Annotated in this window: 14 protein-coding genes; 2 read left to right on the plus strand and 12 right to left on the minus strand. The window is 35.5% G+C overall.

From position 1 onward, the window contains the following. Window positions 1-353 (minus strand): transposase family protein (locus J5V48_RS05985; RefSeq protein WP_219937666.1); only part of this gene is annotated, 353 nt, incomplete at its 3' end. 56 nt (window positions 354-409) lie between these two features. After that, on the minus strand, window positions 410-1,015 hold the full coding sequence (locus tag J5V48_RS05990) for a hypothetical protein (protein ID WP_219937667.1): 606 nt from the start codon (window positions 1,013-1,015) through the stop codon (window positions 410-412). A 433-nt stretch (window positions 1,016-1,448) separates the two neighbouring features. On the opposite strand from J5V48_RS05990, the gene J5V48_RS05995 reads away from it, so the two are divergent. Continuing rightward, window positions 1,449-3,695, plus strand: a complete 2,247-nt coding sequence (locus tag J5V48_RS05995) for a bifunctional diguanylate cyclase/phosphodiesterase (RefSeq protein ID WP_219937668.1) — start codon at window positions 1,449-1,451, stop codon at window positions 3,693-3,695. A gap of 104 nt (window positions 3,696-3,799) precedes the next feature. Here J5V48_RS05995 and J5V48_RS06000 read toward each other — a convergent pair whose 3' ends face one another. From J5V48_RS06000 to J5V48_RS06025, 6 genes are all read right to left on the minus strand, one after another. Next, window positions 3,800-4,714 (minus strand): PLP-dependent cysteine synthase family protein, encoded by a 915-nt coding sequence (locus J5V48_RS06000; protein WP_219937669.1) that lies wholly within the window; start codon window positions 4,712-4,714, stop codon window positions 3,800-3,802. Between the two features lie 9 nt (window positions 4,715-4,723). Then, entirely contained in the window at window positions 4,724-5,881 is a 1,158-nt protein-coding gene (locus tag J5V48_RS06005; protein WP_219937670.1) for a trans-sulfuration enzyme family protein, read from the minus strand. Window positions 5,882-5,976: 95 nt separating this feature from the next. After that, window positions 5,977-6,882, minus strand: coding sequence for a class I SAM-dependent methyltransferase (locus J5V48_RS06010; RefSeq protein WP_219937671.1), 906 nt, complete (start codon window positions 6,880-6,882; stop codon window positions 5,977-5,979). Window positions 6,883-6,889: 7 nt separating this feature from the next. Next, entirely contained in the window at window positions 6,890-7,819 is a 930-nt protein-coding gene (gene cysK, locus J5V48_RS06015; RefSeq protein ID WP_219937672.1) for a cysteine synthase A, read from the minus strand. 205 nt (window positions 7,820-8,024) lie between these two features. Then, window positions 8,025-8,663, minus strand: coding sequence for a Rossmann-fold NAD(P)-binding domain-containing protein (locus J5V48_RS06020; protein ID WP_219937673.1), 639 nt, complete (start codon window positions 8,661-8,663; stop codon window positions 8,025-8,027). A gap of 2 nt (window positions 8,664-8,665) precedes the next feature. After that, on the minus strand, window positions 8,666-9,682 hold the full coding sequence (locus J5V48_RS06025; RefSeq protein WP_219937674.1) for a hypothetical protein: 1,017 nt from the start codon (window positions 9,680-9,682) through the stop codon (window positions 8,666-8,668). Window positions 9,683-10,173: 491 nt separating this feature from the next. On the opposite strand from J5V48_RS06025, the gene J5V48_RS06030 reads away from it, so the two are divergent. Continuing rightward, window positions 10,174-11,835 carry a sodium/sugar symporter gene (locus J5V48_RS06030; RefSeq protein WP_219937675.1) on the plus strand — a complete coding sequence of 554 codons (1,662 nt, stop codon included), beginning with the start codon at window positions 10,174-10,176 and terminating at the stop codon, window positions 11,833-11,835. A 305-nt stretch (window positions 11,836-12,140) separates the two neighbouring features. Here J5V48_RS06030 and J5V48_RS06035 read toward each other — a convergent pair whose 3' ends face one another. From J5V48_RS06035 to gyrA, 4 genes are read right to left on the minus strand one after another with little or no spacing between them, the layout of a single operon-like run. Beyond that, window positions 12,141-13,286, minus strand: coding sequence for a ribonuclease D (locus tag J5V48_RS06035; protein ID WP_219937676.1), 1,146 nt, complete (start codon window positions 13,284-13,286; stop codon window positions 12,141-12,143). 42 nt (window positions 13,287-13,328) lie between these two features. Further along, entirely contained in the window at window positions 13,329-15,017 is a 1,689-nt protein-coding gene (locus tag J5V48_RS06040) for an AMP-binding protein (RefSeq protein WP_219937677.1), read from the minus strand. Window positions 15,018-15,042: 25 nt separating this feature from the next. Continuing rightward, window positions 15,043-16,134 carry a 3-phosphoserine/phosphohydroxythreonine transaminase gene (gene serC / locus J5V48_RS06045; RefSeq protein ID WP_219937678.1) on the minus strand — a complete coding sequence of 364 codons (1,092 nt, stop codon included), beginning with the start codon at window positions 16,132-16,134 and terminating at the stop codon, window positions 15,043-15,045. A 50-nt stretch (window positions 16,135-16,184) separates the two neighbouring features. After that, window positions 16,185-19,088 carry a DNA gyrase subunit A gene (gene gyrA, locus J5V48_RS06050; RefSeq protein WP_219937679.1) on the minus strand — a complete coding sequence of 968 codons (2,904 nt, stop codon included), beginning with the start codon at window positions 19,086-19,088 and terminating at the stop codon, window positions 16,185-16,187. Between the last annotated feature and the right edge of the window lie 161 nt (window positions 19,089-19,249).

Here is a 19,249-nt window from a genome sequence, read left to right on the forward strand (position 1 = left end):
CTAAGTTCATTTGCATCAATATTAAGAAAAACACGTCTTAAAGTATCATGAGACGGGATATTATTACCTTCAATGAGTCCAAGCTGTCTAAAGTAGTCAGAGCGAACTTTAATAAACATTGAAGCATGATAGAAAGAAGTAAACTTACCTCTCATCGAAATTAATAGACAAATACATAAGAGCTTATCTAGATCGTATTTAATCATGCCAGACTTTCTAAAGTCTGTAACTCCATCGAGTATATGTAAGAGGGTATCAACAAACTTCTTATTAGAACGGATTTTATTTTTCAGAGGTGCAAGTACAACGGAAATGCTCTTCATATTGTCTTGTATAACAGATACATTGTTCATAAAAAATCCTACTTTAATTGTAATCTTTAGCCAGTTTCATAAATCAATGAGGTTCGCTATTTGAGCTTGTATTTAGATAAAACATCAGAAAGCTCTTTTGGGTAAATAACAGAAGGCTTAGGTGTATTGATATCAACTTTAAGTTCACGTAAAAGCTCTTTTGCATAATCTCGGTCGGCTTTATCAGGAATAGCTTCATCAAAACAGGATGTAATCAGTAAAGCAATCTTCTTAATTCTGTTTATAGCAGCAGGGCCAGCAATATCAGGTGTTTTAGTAAAATCTTTGGAAAGATAAGAAAGCCTAATAAATCTATCTTGAATATGACCATACATAAACAAAATCACACCTAGAATAAAAGACTGTTCAGAGCATGAATGGTTAAACATGGAACGTTGAATTTTTCTCTTAAAATTCTTGAGAATAAAAGCACTCAGACCATATTCAACAAGGAATGGAGTTACAGATGATGTTTTTTTAGGAAGTAATCCCTTATCAGGATCAATAGTGCCAATATAAGACTGCTCCAGCACAGGGTATTTCTTTCCTTCAACCCTTTTAGAAGTAACTTTAAAGAGTTGATAGCTTCCGCGAACGAGTCTAACGTCAAAACCTTTAGTTTTATAAGGCTTAGCAAAATCAGGTAATAAATCAATTTTCATAGTAAAAGTATTATAGCATACTATAATACATAAATCACAAGAAAACAGTCTTTTTATTGGAAAAAATCTAGTTATACAAAGGCAAAAGAGAATAGAAATAAAGCAGGGATGAAAGAAAAAAGAAAAGTATTACATCTAACTATAATACAATCGGGATACTGTTATATTCGGTACTGCTAAAAAGTGGGGGATTTGATGCGTAACTGCTAATCTTTATAAATAACACATTGAATTAAAAGCCTTTTATACGTATAATTAGCGTAAACTTATAGGTATATAAAATTAGCGTTATTTACATCACATTTTTTAGCAAAAAATATAAATTTTTGTGACTTATATTGCTAATGATTATCAATTTATAATAAAAACGATAGTTTTTCCTATAATAAAAAGCGCGAAAAAAAAAATTATTTCATCTTAAAGTTATTATTACATGGCAGATAATAAACTAGACGGCTCAACAGCTGATGTACTGTTGAATGACCTTAACGATTTTAAAGACATTGAATCACTCAAATCAGATCTTGGATTTGATAACCTTGATGAGGTTGTATATAACTCATCAAGCTCCTTTGATATTTCTGAAATAGCAGATCTACTCTTAGACAATATTGATGAATTTGTTTTCATTACTGATGCTGCATCAAAGAATATTGTCTATATCAATAAACCGCTTACTGAAGCTTTAGGTTTAAAACAGCCTTTTGTAGGTACATGCTACAGCATTATTAAAGGTAGAGATGAGCCTTGCAAAGAGTGCAAGAGTATCTGCAGTAATGATGACAAGTTCCACATCAACACTCTAGTTGACTGTGCACTTAAAGATGATTTCATTATTAAATCAAGAAATATCAATCTGTACGACAGAACCTATATCATTAATGTTGCTATACAGAAAAAGATTAAACATTCAGTAGTTGATCTTGATACAACATTCAATGATGTGATTGCTCCTTATACAATTATTTTTTCAAAGAATATTCACAATCCAGATATTCTTCTGTACCGCTTTTTAGAACATCTTGGAACATCCATAGATGCTAATGCAGTTTTCATGTATGAGCATGTTCAGTTAACTGATGAAAACGGTAAAAACAAAAGCGGTAATGACCAATCTGATGTTATTAAGTCTAAATTAACTAAGATCCTGCTTTGGACTTGTCAGAAAAAAGAATATGACGTTGCTCATCAGAATGCACCTGTAGATATCCTTGATAGCATACTCACAGAGCAGATTGTAAAAAATTATACTCATGAAAATGACCACTACTGTGCTCTGCCTGTACTGTTAGATGAAAAGATATTAGGTGCAGTAATCATCAAAAATGCAAATGAAGACAGATTAAAAACACTGACACCTTGCTTTAAAACCATTATCAATCTGATGGCAAGTGCCCTGCACAACAGAATTATGCAGGCTGAAATCACAAACTACTCTAATCTTGATCCATTAACAAAACTCAAGAATAGGAAGTGCCTGATTACAGACATTCCATCACTTTCAGTTGCAAAAAAACTTGGTGTAATTTTTATCAATGTTAACGGTCTTAAGAATATTAACAACACCTCTGGTATTGATAAGGGCGACACTATTCTAAAGAAGACTGCATCTTTACTAAAGCAGCTTTTACATCAATCTGAGTATATCTACAGATTAGGTGGTGATGAGTTTATAGGTATATATCCTGATATTGATGAGCATGAATTCATACTGCTGTCAGATATGATTAAAGCTTTCATGAGTTCTGATAAAGGCTTTAGCGCATCTGTTGGCACAAGCTGGATTAACAGTGGCATGACCATTCAAAATGCCATCAACAAAGCTGAATCTGATATGTATACAGAGAAAAAGAAATACTACAGAATCAGCAAAAACGAAAATGAAAGATATAGAATTCAAAACGATCTTATCTTTGATATTTTAGAGCCGGCAAAAATTCAGGAACTTATAGCACAAGACTGCTTTAAGGTTCTTTATCAGCCTAAGTTTAAAATCCAGGGAGATGTTGCTCAGATTGCAGGAGCAGAAGCATTAGTAAGATTAATCATAAACGATAAGGTTATTCCGCCTGATGACTTTATTCCTGCTCTTGAATCTGCTCACTATACTCATTTAATTGATTATTTTGTTTTTGAGACTATCTGCAAGCAGATGAGAGAAAGACTTGATAAGGGAGAGAAAATTCTTCCTGTATCATGTAACTTCTCAAGACACTCAATTATCAGACCTGAGTTCAAGACAAAGCTTAAGGAAATATTAAATAAATACGATATTACTCCAAACTACATCCCATTGGAGGTATCAGAGCACAGTTCCACTGAGCATCACAAGGAGCTTGTAGAGGTAACAGAAAAGTTATCTAAGGAGGGATTTAACATCTCCATTGATGACTTTGGAACAGCTCATGCAAATATCTATACCCTTGCAGATCTGACTGTAAGCGAAATCAAATTTGACAAGAAGCTTATAGATAATCTTGGAAAAGGAGATGATGAAAAGCTTACAACAATTCTTGGTGTTCTAATAACCATGTGTAAGAAACTTGGAATTAAAACCATAGCTGAAGGTGTAGAAGACGTTGTTCAAAAGGAGATCTTAAAAAATCTTGGATGCGATGAGATTCAAGGTTACTATTATTCAAAACCTATAGTAGAAGACGACTACTACTCAAAGCTCTAATCAAATATGACCACTGAACAAATCAGTGGTCATTTCTAAATTTAAATGGTTTGCTCTCAGATCAGTAGAACATGACACCACAACTAAAGTTAGACAAATATCACTTAAGCATATAGCTCTTTTGAAAAATATCTGTCTGATCTGTCAGGACTTATAAAAACAATATTTCCATTAGCTCCTGAATCAATAAGTTTCTTTACAGCTGCAAAGGCTGCACCTGTTGATGATCCACCTAAAATTCCTTCATATTTTGTAAGCTCTCGGCATGAGGTAAAAGCCTCATCATCATTGACTTTGATGACCTTATCAACAAGAGACATATCCATGGTATCTGCAATAAAATCATTTCCAATACCTTCGATATTATAGTCAGCATGCTCGCCACCACCCATGGTTGAACCGACAGGATCTGCAAGAATACCTTTAATATCAGGATTGCGCTCTTTTAAGTATTTTACAACACCTGAATATGTACCGCCTGAGCCTGCACCTGCAACCAGGTAATCAATATTTCCATCAAGATCGTCATATATCTCAACACCAGTTGTCTCATAATGAGCTTTTGGATTTGACATATTCTTAAACTGCTCAAGTGAAACTGAGTTTTCAACTGTTTTTAGTAACTCCTGAGCTTTCTTGGCAGCACCTAACATACCATCTTCTCTTTTGGTATGTATGATAGTTGCACCCAAAGCCTTCATTAGAACCTGCTTTTCAATAGAGAACTTTTCTGGCACCACAAAAATGACATTAACATTTCTGTTTAAAGCTGCAAATGCTACGCCTAATCCTGTATTTCCTGCAGTTGCTTCAATGATTGTATAACCTTCTTTTAAAACACCTCTTTCAAAGGCATCATTAACCATATAAAGACCAGTTCTATCTTTTACAGATCCTGATGGATTGTAGTATTCAAGCTTTGCAAAAACATTTACGCTAACAGGAAGATTCAGCACATGATTGAGTTTTACAAGAGGTGTTTTACCAATTAAATCATGCATATCATTATAGTATTTCATTTTTATTCCTTACTTTGCACTTGCTTTGATTGCATTATCAATATCTAAAAGAAGATCATCTACATTTTCAATACCAACTGACAGTCTGATAAGATTGTCATGAATGCCGATTTTTGCTCTTATATCAGCAGGAATTGAAGCATGAGTCATGGTTGCAGGATGGCATACTAGTGATTCAACACCACCTAGACTTTCTGCAAGAGCAATAAGATTTAATGACTTGAAGAACTTGCGATAGTCATAATTATCAGACAAAAGGAAGGAAATCATTCCACCACCGTTTCTTGCCTGGCGGGAATTTAATTCATAACCATCAAAAGACTTTAAGCCAGGATAATAAACTTTTGTAACAGCCTTGTGATTTTCAAGATATTCTGCAATTTTTAAAGCATTTGATGCATGTCTATCAAGTCTTACAGCAAGGGTCTTAATTCCTCTGATGAGCAAGAATGAATCAAATGGACCAAGCACAGCACCTACTGAATTTTGAATAAAGTACATTCGATCAGCAAGCTCCTTTGTATTTACAACAGCAAGACCTGCAACAAGATCTGAATGACCGCCTAAATATTTAGTTGCTGAATGAACAACAATATCAGCACCTAATTCAATTGGTCTTTGCAGATATGGTGTCATAAAGGTATTATCAACGATAGTCAGCAGACCATATGACTTTGCAAGTTCTGAGACAGCCTTGATATCGGTGATGTTCATAAGTGGATTTGTAGGTGTTTCAATATAAACAGCCTTTACCTTATCTGTAATGTTTTCTTTGATGTTATCAACAGATGAAGTATCAACTAGAACATAATTGAGATCAAAATTCTTGAATACCTTATCCAGGATTCTAAAAGTACCGCCATATACATTATTTGATACAAGAATTGTATCTCCTGACTTGAATAAGGTTAATACAGCTGCAATTGCTGCCATGCCTGATGCAAAGGCAAAGCCCTTGTATCCTTTTTCCAGATCACTTATCAAAGCTTCAAGGGCTGCTCTGGTTGGATTACCAGATCTTGCATACTCCCACTGAGGATTTTCCTGAATACCTGTCTGCTCAAAAGTGGATGTCTGATAAATTGGAACATTCACTGCTCTTGTATACTTGTCGCCATAGATTCCTGCATGAATAACTGCACTTTCAATTTCTTTGTAAACTGCCATTTTTTTATCCTTTAAAATATTTTTCAACTACTCTAACTACAATAACCGCCACTTTTCTTTGAGTTCAACATCGGCCATTTTTATATGCACTAATCTCAAACATTTTTAATTCCTGTAAGAATATTCACGTTTGGAAAAGCTGTCATTCCACTGTTTATATGATCACTGTAATAACGCTCATCCATGATTTTTGGAGTTATGTTTTCGTGCACTTTAAAACTGTGACGGTTAAGAGCATTTTCAAGCTCAGAAAATGAGTAACCGTGGATCATTTTTTCACCTAGCTTTTCTGTCATTGCACTTAGTGTTGTAACTCTTTTATCAGATGTTTTAAAAGTGCTCTCATCTGGGTAATCAAAAATTACAAGTGTATCGCTGTCTGTCACCTTATCTATAAGGGATAAAGTTTGCTCAAATGTTTCAAGATTTAGATAGTAACTAACACCTAAAATGGTAAATACACTTGGAACAGATCGGTCAAATCCACCTTTTAATAAAACCTCATCTAGAGATTCTCTGTTAAAGTCAATTGATAGAAAATGAAGATTGTCAGGTATCACAAGTGAAAGCTCTTTTACGCGTTTTCTTTTATATCTGCCAGTATCTGCATGATCAAGTTCAAATACTTCTATATCAGCATCAGAATTTCTAAAAGCAAAAGTGTCAAAGCCTGCACCTAAAATTACATACTGAACCTTCTTATGAGTCTTCTTGAATTCCTTTAGTTTTTCTTCAGCATAAGCTATGCGGGATAGCACAATCGGAGCCATAAGAGAATTTACTGCATGCAAAACATTCTCTTTATAAAAGGTTGCCTTTTCATCATAAAGATTCACATCAAAATTATGCTCAATTAACTGACCTACCTTGATATATTCATCCTGTCCCATCAGATCGTATGCAAGATAGTCATCAAAAACCTTGTTCTTTTCGTAGATGCTGTGAAAAGCTCTTACAAATGAGCAAAGCTTAGCAGTGATACTCTCATGTTTATCAATCATGCTACACCTACTTTAAAAACACTGGAGTTGACAGATATCTCTCACCTGTATCAGGGAGAATAACAACTATATTCTTGCCATAATTTTCAGTTCTTTTTGAAAGTTCAATTGCAGCTGCTATTGCAGCACCAGATGAGATACCTGCAAGAATTCCATCTAACTGAGCTACCTGATTTGTATAGGTAAATGCATCAACATTATCAACGGCAATCACCTCATCAAGAACAGTCTTGTCTAAAGTATCAGGAATGAATCCTGCGCCAATTCCCTGAATAGCATGATTACCAGCAAAGCCTTTTGTAAGAACAGGAGACTGAGCAGGCTCAACACCTATAACCTTTACTGACTTGATTTTCTCTTTTAGGTAACGACCAGCACCTGAAATAGTGCCGCCTGTTCCGATACCTGCAACAAGATAATCAACCTTGCCATCTGTGTCCTCATATATTTCAGGACCTGTTGTACTGTAGTGAGCCTCTGGGTTTACTTGGTTCATAAACTGAGATGGCATATAAGAATTTTTGTTTTCAACAAGAAGCTCTTTTGCCTTTTGAATTGCTCCGTTCATACCAAGAGAGCCTTGAGTTAAAACAACCTTTGCACCAAAAGCTCTTAAAAGATTACGTCTTTCAATTGACATGGAATCTGGCATAACAATAATCAGTTTTAAGGATAAAGCTGAGCATACCTGAGCAAGTCCTATACCAGTATTTCCAGATGTTGGCTCAATAATTACAGTATCTTTATTGATCTTATTGTCCAAAAGAGCCTTTGAAATCATCGCATAAGCGATTCTATCCTTTACAGATCCAGCAGGATTAAAAGCTTCAACCTTTGCAATTAGATTAGCTTTTAGGTTGTGGTGTTTTTTCATGCCATTTAACTTAATAAGTGGTGTCTTTCCTATTAGCTGTGTGACTGACTCGTAGATTTTCATTCTTTTTTCCTAGGTTATTATTATCTATATTTCCTATAATATTGATAGGTTTTGTAAGAATAATATAGGATATATAGGTAATTATCAATAAAAACTATAAAAAAATTTCTATGATTTTTATTTTATTGTTATTTTTCAATAGGTTAATAAAAATATAATTGTATTACTTTAGGTAGGTGCACAGCTTTATTGCTGTGCAAAAAGACTAGTTTTGGCAAACGGACATGATGTCGCGAGTTTTAATACCCTGCTTTAAGATATCAATTGTTGCCTTAACAAAATCATTAACACTTATTCTGCTTGTTCCATTTACATTTACAGGCAGTACGCTATCAGACAGCATGTAGTTACCAGAGCCGATTGAATGATCATCTAAAAAAAGTGGAGGCGAGAATATCCCCCATTTAACATTGGAGCATGTTGAAAGTCTTTTATAGGCATTTACACAAAGTCTGTCTACTTTTTGCTGCTCATCATTGATAACGACATCACTTTCATCAAAAACAAAACGCTTTTTAGATTTATCTGTATATAAAAATGCAGATGAACCAAGACACAGTAAAGAAATATCTGTATTCTTCAGAATTTCAAGTTCTGTCCATAAAGGCAGAAGATCGGTTGAATATCTTGTAATATCAAGAAAGGAAACTGCATCAACAATGACATGGCAACCATCAAAATCGCTGAGTTTAAGATCCTGATAATCCTTTACTACAAGTTTTCCATCACCTTTTAAACTTATATATGAACTTACAACGCTGACGGTTCTAATTTTTAAAGCTTCAGCGCTGTTTACAATCATCTGCCCTATCTTAGTGTCGGCACCAATTACTGCTATCTGCATAATTATTTGTATTTACTTGAAAAATCAATAAGACTGAATTCACCACTGTTAAGCCAGTTTTCAAATCTGATGGTATTATGCCACTTTACATATTCTTTGTTAGGCCAAAGCTTTTTATCCTCTGGCAGTAATAATGGTTTATTATCAAGTTTGATATAGTCAGGATCAAAATGCTCTTTCATACGCTGAGAGAGTCTTACTCTTAAAATATCTGATGCATCATAAAAAAATGTTATAAAGCCCTTGTTGAATAACTCTGCAATATCAGCTCTCAGGATAATTCCATTTTCTATTGTCAAGAAGCGATCATCGTACATTGACTGAAAATTCACAGCCTTTAAAGTAGCAATAAAATGGCTTTCAGTTACAGCGCATGTGGCATTATAGACACCTAAAAGTTCTGTTCGGTACTCTGAGATATTCTCGATTGTCTTATGAACTGTAGCCTTGTAGTATATGCCAGGCCATGTTCCATCAGAACATATATAGTCAATTGCTTCTTTACGTTTTTGATTCGAAACTTTAATAAGATATTTTCCTATTGGTGATGAAGATTTTAAAAGGATCTGACAGTGATCTTTTAAAAATTTGAATTCAAATCCTTCTGGTACATCAAGTATTTGTGTTTTTGTGAATATGAATGTACCGTTTATAAGATTGCAGCTAATAGGCATAGACAGATCGGCATTAAACTCCTCTGCCCTGTTTATAAAATCCTGATATGTAACATAACCTGATCTCACACCGAATGTATACCAGCAGACATTTAGATCAAGATACACTTTCTTAAGATAATATCCACCGCCGACAATTATCTGTTTATCGCCTTTTTCAACTAAAAATAAAGTTAAAGTTCCTGGCTTTATCACGATATCAGACTTATCTGATAGATTCTCCTCAAAGGGAGTGTACCAGCAGTTTGTTATACTTGATCCATAGGAAATGAAGTGAGCCTTGATAACCTGAAACCAGTTATAAGATACCTTTAATAAAAGAATATCAGGCTTGTTGTAATCCATAAAACCACCTTAGGTTTTTATAATATCTGATTTAAGTTTATTCATATGTATTCTCAATTACCATACATTTTTCTTAAATTTGTTAAATTCCACATAATATGAACATGCAAAAAATTTCATTGAAACCCGTTTTGTAAACGATGTCACAATTTTTACAATTAATCTTATTTTTATTTTTCTTTAAAATCAATAATTTAAAAATATGTAACCGATTACATTATCTCAATTTTCTGAAAAAAACGCACAGTTTTCTTTTTAAAAACTAATTACTGTTTAAACAAATTATCATTTGTTTTACATATCTTTTATCGATTGTAAATATATTTTTTATTTTAATTATTTACTGTGCTTTTTTATGTATTTTTGATAAATAAATAACTCTTATCTTAAAATAATTCCCTTGGTTGTATGTTTTTGTAAATTCTCATAAAATTTTCTTGAACGTAGCCATGCTATGGCTAATTTTTTTATTTCAAACACAAGGTAGTATTATGGAAAATGTAGTTGCAGGACTATCTACCATTGATTACGTTATCTTTGGTATTTATGCTCTTGTCGTTATTGGAATCGGCCTTTTTGCCTCCCGTAAAAACACCAAATCTGCTGAAGGTTACTTTCTTGCAGGTAAGTCAATTCCATGGTGGGCAGTAGGTGCTTCATTAATCGCAGCAAATATTTCAGCTGAACAGTTTATCGGTATGTCAGGTTCTGGCTATGCAATCGGCTTTGGTATTGCAGCTTATGAATTCATGGCAGCTGTTACTCTGATTTTAGTTGGTAAGTATTTCTTACCTATCTTTATTGAAAAAGGTATCTATACAATTCCAGAGTTCGTTGAAAAGCGTTTCAACAAGACTTTAAAGACAATTCTTGCAGTCTTCTGGATCTGTTTATATATCTTTGTAAACCTGTCATCTGTTTTATACCTTGGCGGTTTAGCACTTGAAACCATTCTTGGTATTCCAATGATGTACACCATCTTAGGTCTTGCAGCATTTGCTCTAATCTACTCTGTTTACGGCGGTCTTTCTGCTGTTGTATGGACAGACGTTATTCAGGTTGCTGTGCTTGTAATCGGTGGTTTTGCAACATCTTACCTTGCATTAAAACTTATCGGTGGCGACGCTGGTGCATTTGCAGGTTTATCAACTCTTATTGATGAAGTACCAGATCACTTCACAATGGTTCTTGATCAGTCAAATCCTCAGTTCAGCAACCTTCCTGGTATTGCTGTTCTTATCGGTGGTATGTGGGTTGCTAACCTTTACTACTGGGGTTTCAACCAGTACATCATCCAGAGAACATTTGCTGCAAAATCAGTAGATGAGGCTCAGAAGGGTCTTGCTTTTGCAGCTTTCTTAAAGTGCATTACCCCAATCATCGTTGTTATCCCTGGCATTGCAGCATACTACATCACAGTTCATAACCCTGCTCTATTAGATCAGTTAAAGGGTATGTATGGTGATTTAGTTGCTAACAACATTCCAACAGCTACTCAGACTGACCGTGCTTATCCTTGGGTTGCACAGTTATTACCTGTTGGTATCAAGGGCTTAGTATTCGCAGCTCTATCTGCAGCTATCGTTTCATCATTAGCATCTATGCTTAACTCTACAGCTACCATTTTCACAATGGATATCTTCAAAGAGTACGTAAAGAAGGATGCATCTGACCTAACTTTAGTTACTGTTGGTCGTTTAACCGCTATCTGTGCTTTAGTAATTGCAATCTTCATTGCTCCATTATTAAGCTCACTGGGTCAGGCATTCCAGTACATTCAGGAGTACACAGGTGTTGTATCACCAGGTATCCTAGCTGTATTCGTTTGTGGTCTGTTCTTCAAGAAGGCAAACTCAACTGGTGCAGTAGTTGGTGTTCTATCATCTATCGTAATTGCTTTACTGTTAAAGTTCTTACCAATCAACATGCCATTCATGGATCAGATGTTATACACCCTGGTACTGACTATCGCTGTTATCGTATTTGTTTCACTTTCAACTAACGAAAACGACGATGATGAAAAGGCTATCATAACAACTGCAAAAACCTTCAAGACTTCAGGCGGTTTTGCTATTGCATCATATGCAATTTTACTGATTGTTGCAGTAATTTATGCAGCATTCTGGAACCCACAGTTAGGTTTTGCATTCTAAAATAGAATTAAACTATCTTAAAAATCAGGGCTGATGCCCTGATTTTTTTATTCTAAAAACATACTCTCAAAACTTAAATCTGATCAATGATTAGATCTTTATTATCAAAGCCGACCTACGAACCAACTTTGTAATTTCTTTTGTGTACTGACCGTTAATAGAAATAGGCTCGTCTTGACATGAAGAAGTTATAACCTGTGCTTGATTGACTTTTATCGTAGTTAAAGAGGTAGTCACTGCTCACGGCAAAAAGAAATAACTTTGACGCTGTCAACGCCTTAGCATTAGAGTAGGAAACACAAAAATCAAAACTCAGGTATTTCACCTAATGCATCCTTATACCAGGAACTTTGAAGTATAGGGATCTGCCTGTAGTACTTTTTATAAAAGAAATCATTTACAAGCTGTTTGTTAACAAGTAATTCCTTACAGACACAAAGCTCTAAGGATTTTTTTGATAAAAACTGCTTTAAAGCTTTTATCTTTGAGGCATATTCCTTATCATTAGCAAAATGATCGTAAGCAAGAGCAATTGAATCAACCAGATTGCTGTTCTTTTTCATCTGACTTATGGATTGATTAAACCACTCTATTACTATTTTTCCATATGCTTTAATTGCACCGTATTTCATGCCGCATTTATCAAGAGATGAAAAATTATGAGATCGACATCTGCAGATATTGCACAGTGCCTTTGTAGTTATTATTCTATTTAAAGCCTCATTATTTTCAATTGCAAGAAGTATTCTTCTATGGCAAAGATAACTTAGAATATACAACTGCTTTTTGTTTAATGATCCTGCTCCACTGACAGATAGATAGCTATCTTCAGCTTTAGTTTCCATTAGAGCTTTGTTTTTATAATCTTCCATTTCCTGACTGAAGAAAGTCAGTCTTCTGTCAGAATCTGTAAATAAGGAAATTACAGCCTTATAAAGCCTTTCAAGATATATCACATCCTCTTTAGCATAAATAAGTTGATCCTCGCTTAAAGGACGTTTCTGCCAGTCTGATGTTGTATGCTCTTTTTTAATTTCTATATTTAAATATTCAGAAAGTGCACTTTGCAATCCCTGTGAATATGAACGGTTTGCAAAACTTAATAATAGCTGAATATCAATGATTCTCTTTGGTAACTGCCTGTTAAAAGTCATTGAATAACTAAGATTAGACAGAACTTCAAGATCTTCACGGCAGGAAAAAAGCAGAATACTTGCTTTTGTTGAATTGATGGCATTAACAAAATCTACTAGTTTTATCTCTGATAAAGGATCTATAAGGTAGGTTTCTTCTTTAATACAGATCTGAATTAAATCAAGCTCTGGATAAAATGTTTTAACTCTAGTAAATTCTGTATCTAAAGACAGACAGTCATCTTCACCTAAAGATAGGATCTTATCGCAAAGGTTCTGAAGATTTTCCTGAGTCTGTATGTAGTTAATATCTGCCATGCTAATGCTCATATTTATTTTTTTTGTGAGCATTATATCATTTTATGAATCAAAGCGATTCTGTCTTAGATATCTTCTTAATACCTTTCCAACAGGAGACTTTGGAAGCTTTTCAACAAATTCAATATGCTTAGGGATCTTATAACCTGTCAGATATTTTTTCAGATGCAAAAGAACAAGCTCTTTGGTAAGAGTTTTATCTTTTCTGACAATATACAGTTTTACTGATTCACCTGTGCTTGAGGATGGAACACCGACAACGCCGCACTCTATCACACCGTTGAGCATTGATACGACGTTTTCAATTTCATTTGGGAATACATTGAAACCAGAAACAATAATCATGTCCTTGATTCTGTCAATGATTTTTATAAAACCGCCATCACACCATACTGCGATATCACCTGTTCTTAAAAATTCACCATCAAAAACATGCTCTGTTTCTTTTTGATTGTTAAAGTAGCCTTTCATAACCTGAGGACCTTTAAACTCAAGTTCACCTGGCATATTTTTTTGAGTAATTTCCTCACCTGTATGTATATCTACAATTCTTGCAATTGTAGATGGTGTTGGAACACCAATAGTTCCGTTGTACTCGCGGTTGTTATATGGAAGTGCACAGCAAAGAGGAGAACATTCTGTAAGACCGTAACCTTCAAGTACACTGACTCCTGAAACCTCTTTGAACTTTTTAGCAACACCTTCTTGTACAGCGGTACCACCACCGACAACAAGTCTTAATTTATTAAGCTTAACCTTTTTGAATACATCATGAGTTACAAATGCATTTAAAAGTGTATTAACAGCAATAATGATTGATACATCAGAATTTCTCTTAAGAGCACTTATAACAGTATTAAACTGTCTAGGATCAGCAATAAGAATATTAGAGCAACCTATATAAAGCGCAAACATCAGATTAATAGTCATCGCAAAAATATGGTACAAAGGCAGTGCAGTTAAAATAGTTTCTTCTCCATAATTGAGAATTGGAGAGTACATAGCATCCGCCTGCATTACATTTGAAATGATATTTCTGTGGGTGAGCATTGCACCTTTTGGTTTTCCTGTAGTACCGCCTGTATACTGATAAAAAGCAACATCATCAATATTGATATCTACCTTTGAAAATCCAAGGTTATAACCTTTTTCTACAGCGCTTTTAAATGAAACAATCTGTTTTTTATCATATGATGGTACACTTCTTTTGAGATAGCGGAAGGCAAAATTATAAAAAGGCCCCTTAAAACTTCCTAGATAATCACCAACATTACAGGAAATAATTGTTTTTATATAAGTCTGATCATGTATCTGCAAAAGCCTTGCATTAATACTCTCAAGTGTTACTACAACCTGAGCTTTTGAATCTCTAAGCACACTTAAAATTTCATGAGCTGTATAAAGAGGATTAACATTTACAATGCGCATACCGCATTTCAATCCTGCAAAAACACAGATAGGATACTGAATCAGATTTGGAAGAATGACACCTAGGGCATCACCTTTTTTTACATTAAGTTCATTTTGAAGATAGGAAGCAAACGCATCAACTTTCTCGTTTACTTCCCTGAAAGTCATTGAAGTGCCAAAACTTGTAAATGCTGTTTTATTAGCATACTTATGGCATGTATCTTCAAAAAGAGCATACAGACTGTCATACTCAGGTTCCCCTATGGTATGAGGTACATCTTCAGGATAACTTTCATACCACGGATACTGATTTTCTGTCATAAATGCTCCTTTTGTCATGCTCTTATTAGCTGTGTGAGGCTGCAAACTCCTTGAGGAAATCTACAAGAATCTGAACACCTTCAATTGGCATTGCATTATAGATACTTGCTCTCATGCCGCCTAACACTTTATGCCCCTTAAGTCCGATAAGTCCTTTAGCTTTTGAAAGCTTTAAGAACTCATCATTTAATGATTCATCCTTTAAGGTGAATACACAGTTAACTCTTGAGCGATCATTTGCTGCAATCTTGCTGATATAGAAATCAGAACTATCAATGTAATCATAAAGCATTTTTGATTTTTTGATATTTCTTCTTTCTAATTCTTCAACACCGCCCAAATTTTTTATCCATTTAAAGTTCAGGTATGCCATATACCATGCGAATGTACATGGTGTGTTGTACATAGAATCAAACTTGGATAAAACACTCCAATCAAGAATTGATGGGCAGTACTTACGAGCCTTGCCTAATAGATCTTCACGTACAATGGTAATTGTCATACCTGATGGACCAACATTCTTCTGAAGGCCGAAAATGATAGCACCAAACTTAGATACGTCAATTGGTCTTGTCATAATATCAGATGACATATCAGCAATTAAAGGAACACCTTTTGTGTCTGGTAAAGTAAATGATTCTATACCGTTTACAGTCTCATTTAAGCAAATGTAGCAGTACTCAGAATTCTCAGATACAGTCATCTTTGAATAGTCAACGTGCCAGACACCGCTCTCATCCTGATATGAGCATTCATGAAGAACAGCATTACCGTATTTCTCAGCACATTCCTTGTAAGCACAGCGAGACCAGTGGCCTGTTACAAAATAATCAGCTGTACCGTTTTCTGACAGAAGATTCATAGGAATAGCAGCAAACTGACCACGACCGCCACCCTGCTCAAAAATAATCTTATAATTTGATGGAACATTTAAAAGCTCACGCAGTAATGCTTCAGCATCCTTTGCAACCTTATCAAACTCTGCAGAACGGTGAGAAATCTCAACAAGTCCCATACCGGTATTAGCAAAATTTCTGAAATCTCGCTGAGCCTCATCCATCACTTCATCAGGAAGCATACAAGGACCTGCATAATAGTTCCAAACCTTACTCATCATTGTCTCCATTGATATAAATAAAAAGCATGGATTTCTCCATGCTCTAAAAATTATAGACTGCTCTCATCCTCTGTAGGATTTTCTTTTGCATTTTCATTTAGCTCTGTATCAGTCTGTACAGGCTGCACTTCTGCCGTTGCAGCACTCTGATCTGCAGCTAACTGCTCATTCTTTTCAAGATTACGAGCTTGAAGTGTCTTGTTAGCATTTTCAACAACCTCATCAGATATTGACTGAATTGCTATTACACTATCACCCTCGTACAGTCTAATTAAAATTGTACCAGCGCCATATCTTGAGATTAAAGCAGTATCTGACATAGCAGAACGCATTAACTGACCCTGATTTGAAATGATCATATAATCATAGTTGTCAGCAGCGCTAACAGCACCGATTACTTTACCGTTTCTATCAAGATTTCTCATTATGATAACGCCCATACCGCCACGATTTCTCAGAGGAATATCTGACAGTTTGATTCTCTTACCATAACCATTCTCACTTGCAATCAGACACTGACCGTTTTCTATCTTTTCTGCAGATACAACCATCAGTGATACAACGCATGCATCCTTATCTCTCATCTTGATACCGCGGATACAGCCTGCTGTTCTTGATGAAGGTCTGATACCTGAACCTGCATGACGATCAATTGACTTTTCATCATTCTGATCATCAGAAGACTCAGAAACATCAGCTGCATCATCTGAGTTCTCATCAGTATCTGCATCAGCTGACTTCTTATAGAACTCACAGAAATGCTGTGCATAACCGTTTGATGTAAATAAGAATACATCATCATCACCAGATGATACTTCAACACCGATAAGCTCATCACCATCTTGTAAATTCAGAGCGATAAGTCCATTGCCGTTCATTCTGTTTACAAAGTTTGCATAGGCATCAAGCTTGGTCTTCTTAACTAAACCCTTCTTTGTTGCCATGAGGAAGTAGCGCTCGCCGTTAAAATCAGAAACAGGTAGCAGTGCGGTAATTCTCTCACCATTTGCAATATCAATGTTGATGAAGTTCTGAACTGGTGTACCCTTTGAGGTTCTGCTATCTGATGTAGGCAGATCGTAAACCATGCGAACAAATGCTCTACCCTTATTGGTAAAGAACATCATTCTGTCATGTGTTGAGGCAACGATAACCTTTGTTACATAATCCTCATCTTTAAGTTTTGTAGCAAGTTTGCCTCTGCCACCTCTACCCTGTGATTCATATGTAGCAATGTCCTGATACTTGATATATCCCTGTTCTGATAAAGTTACAATAACGTCACGTCTTGTAATCAAATCGCCCTTGTCTACCTTGCCTAAATCAACAGTGAATGTAGAACGGCGAGGTGATCCGAACTTCTCCTTAACCTCAACAAGCTCATTTCTGATTTCGCTCTTGAGTCTTTCTGGATTGTTCAGAATATCAAGGAAGTTTTTAATATCAGCTAAAAGTGCATTGTAGTTGTCTTTAATTTCGTCCTGAGCAAGATGTGTAAGTTTTGACAGTCTCAACTCAAGAATAGCCCTTGCCTGTGCATCTGATAAATGGTAATGACCATCAATGAGTCCTACACCTTCTTCAACACCCTGAGGAAGAGCAATATTAACACCCTCAGCTGTTCTCTGGATAACAGTGCTAATCATCTGACCATCCCAGCTTTGTGCAAGAAGTTTTAATCTTGCATCTTCTGTATTATCTGATGATGTGATGATATCAATAATCTTCTGAATGTTTGCCTTTGCAACCATCAGACCTTCGTTTACGTGTGCAATACGTCTTGCCTTGCGAAGATCAAATACGGTACGTCTTGTTACAACTTCACGACGGAACTTAACAAACTCGGTTAAGATTTCCTTTAAGCTTAACTGCTTTGGATGATTGCCAACAAGAGCAACCATATTAATTGGGAAAGAAGCCTGAAGCTGGGTACTTTGGTATAGATTGTTTAATACAGCCTCAGGGAATGCATCACGTTTAAGCTCAATTGCAATCTTTACAGCATTATCCTTGTCAGACAGATCGATAACATCAGAAATACCTTCAATACGCTTTTCTTTAACGAGGTTTGTAATCTGATTTACGATATCAACCTTATGAACAACATAAGGGATCTCATCTACAATAATTGTCTGTCTGCCAGATTTATCTGTTTCAATTCTGGTTCTTGAACGGATAATACATCTGCCACGACCTGTTTGATATGCCTTCTTGATTCCGTCATTACCAACAATGATACCGCCTGTTGGGAAATCAGGACCAGGAATAAACTGCATTAACTCGTCAAGAGTAAGATCAGGATTATCTAAAAGAGCTATAACAGCATCAATAGTCTCTGACAGATTGTGAGTAGGTATGTTTGTCGCCATACCAACAGCAATACCAGATGAACCATTTACAAGAAGATTTGGGAATTTTGTAGGAAGAACCTCAGGGATCTGCTCCTGTCCATCATAGTTTGGATAGGTATCTACAGTTTCCTTGTCAATATCTGCAAGCATCTGCTCTGCAATCTTGGTCATCTTGACTTCGGTATAACGCATGGCAGCAGCGCCATCACCATCAATATTACCGAAGTTACCCTGACCGAAAATCAGAGGATCACGCATAGAGAACCACTGGGCCATACGCACAATAGTCTCATAAACCGCACTATCACCATGAGGATGGAATCTACCAACAACGTCACCAACGATACGGGCGGACTTTTTGGTAGGACCTGAGTTCACAGCATTCAGATCGTACATATCGAACAGAACACGTCTGTGAACAGGCTTTAAACCATCTCTAACATCAGGAAGAGCTCTATCTACAATAACTGACATTGCATAGTCAATAAAGGATTTTTTAAGCTCTTCTTCTAGTGTAACAACACCAACTTTTGAACTTACACTCTGAGCTGTAGTCAAATCAGTGCTGCCTGTTACGTTTGGATTTTCGGTATTATCAGACATCAAATCTACCTTATATTTTTTAATGAATTTTTATCATCCAATTGTACAGAAATTTACTCGTAAAATCAATTAAGAAAAAGGATTTCAAAGCTTTTTGTGACTTGAAAAAAAGCCTATTTTCAGCGATAATCTCAAAGATAAATGAACAGTATTTGAGAATA

Source organism: Succinivibrio faecicola (genome assembly GCF_019448115.1).
GTDB classification, from domain to species: domain Bacteria; phylum Pseudomonadota; class Gammaproteobacteria; order Enterobacterales; family Succinivibrionaceae; genus Succinivibrio; species Succinivibrio faecicola.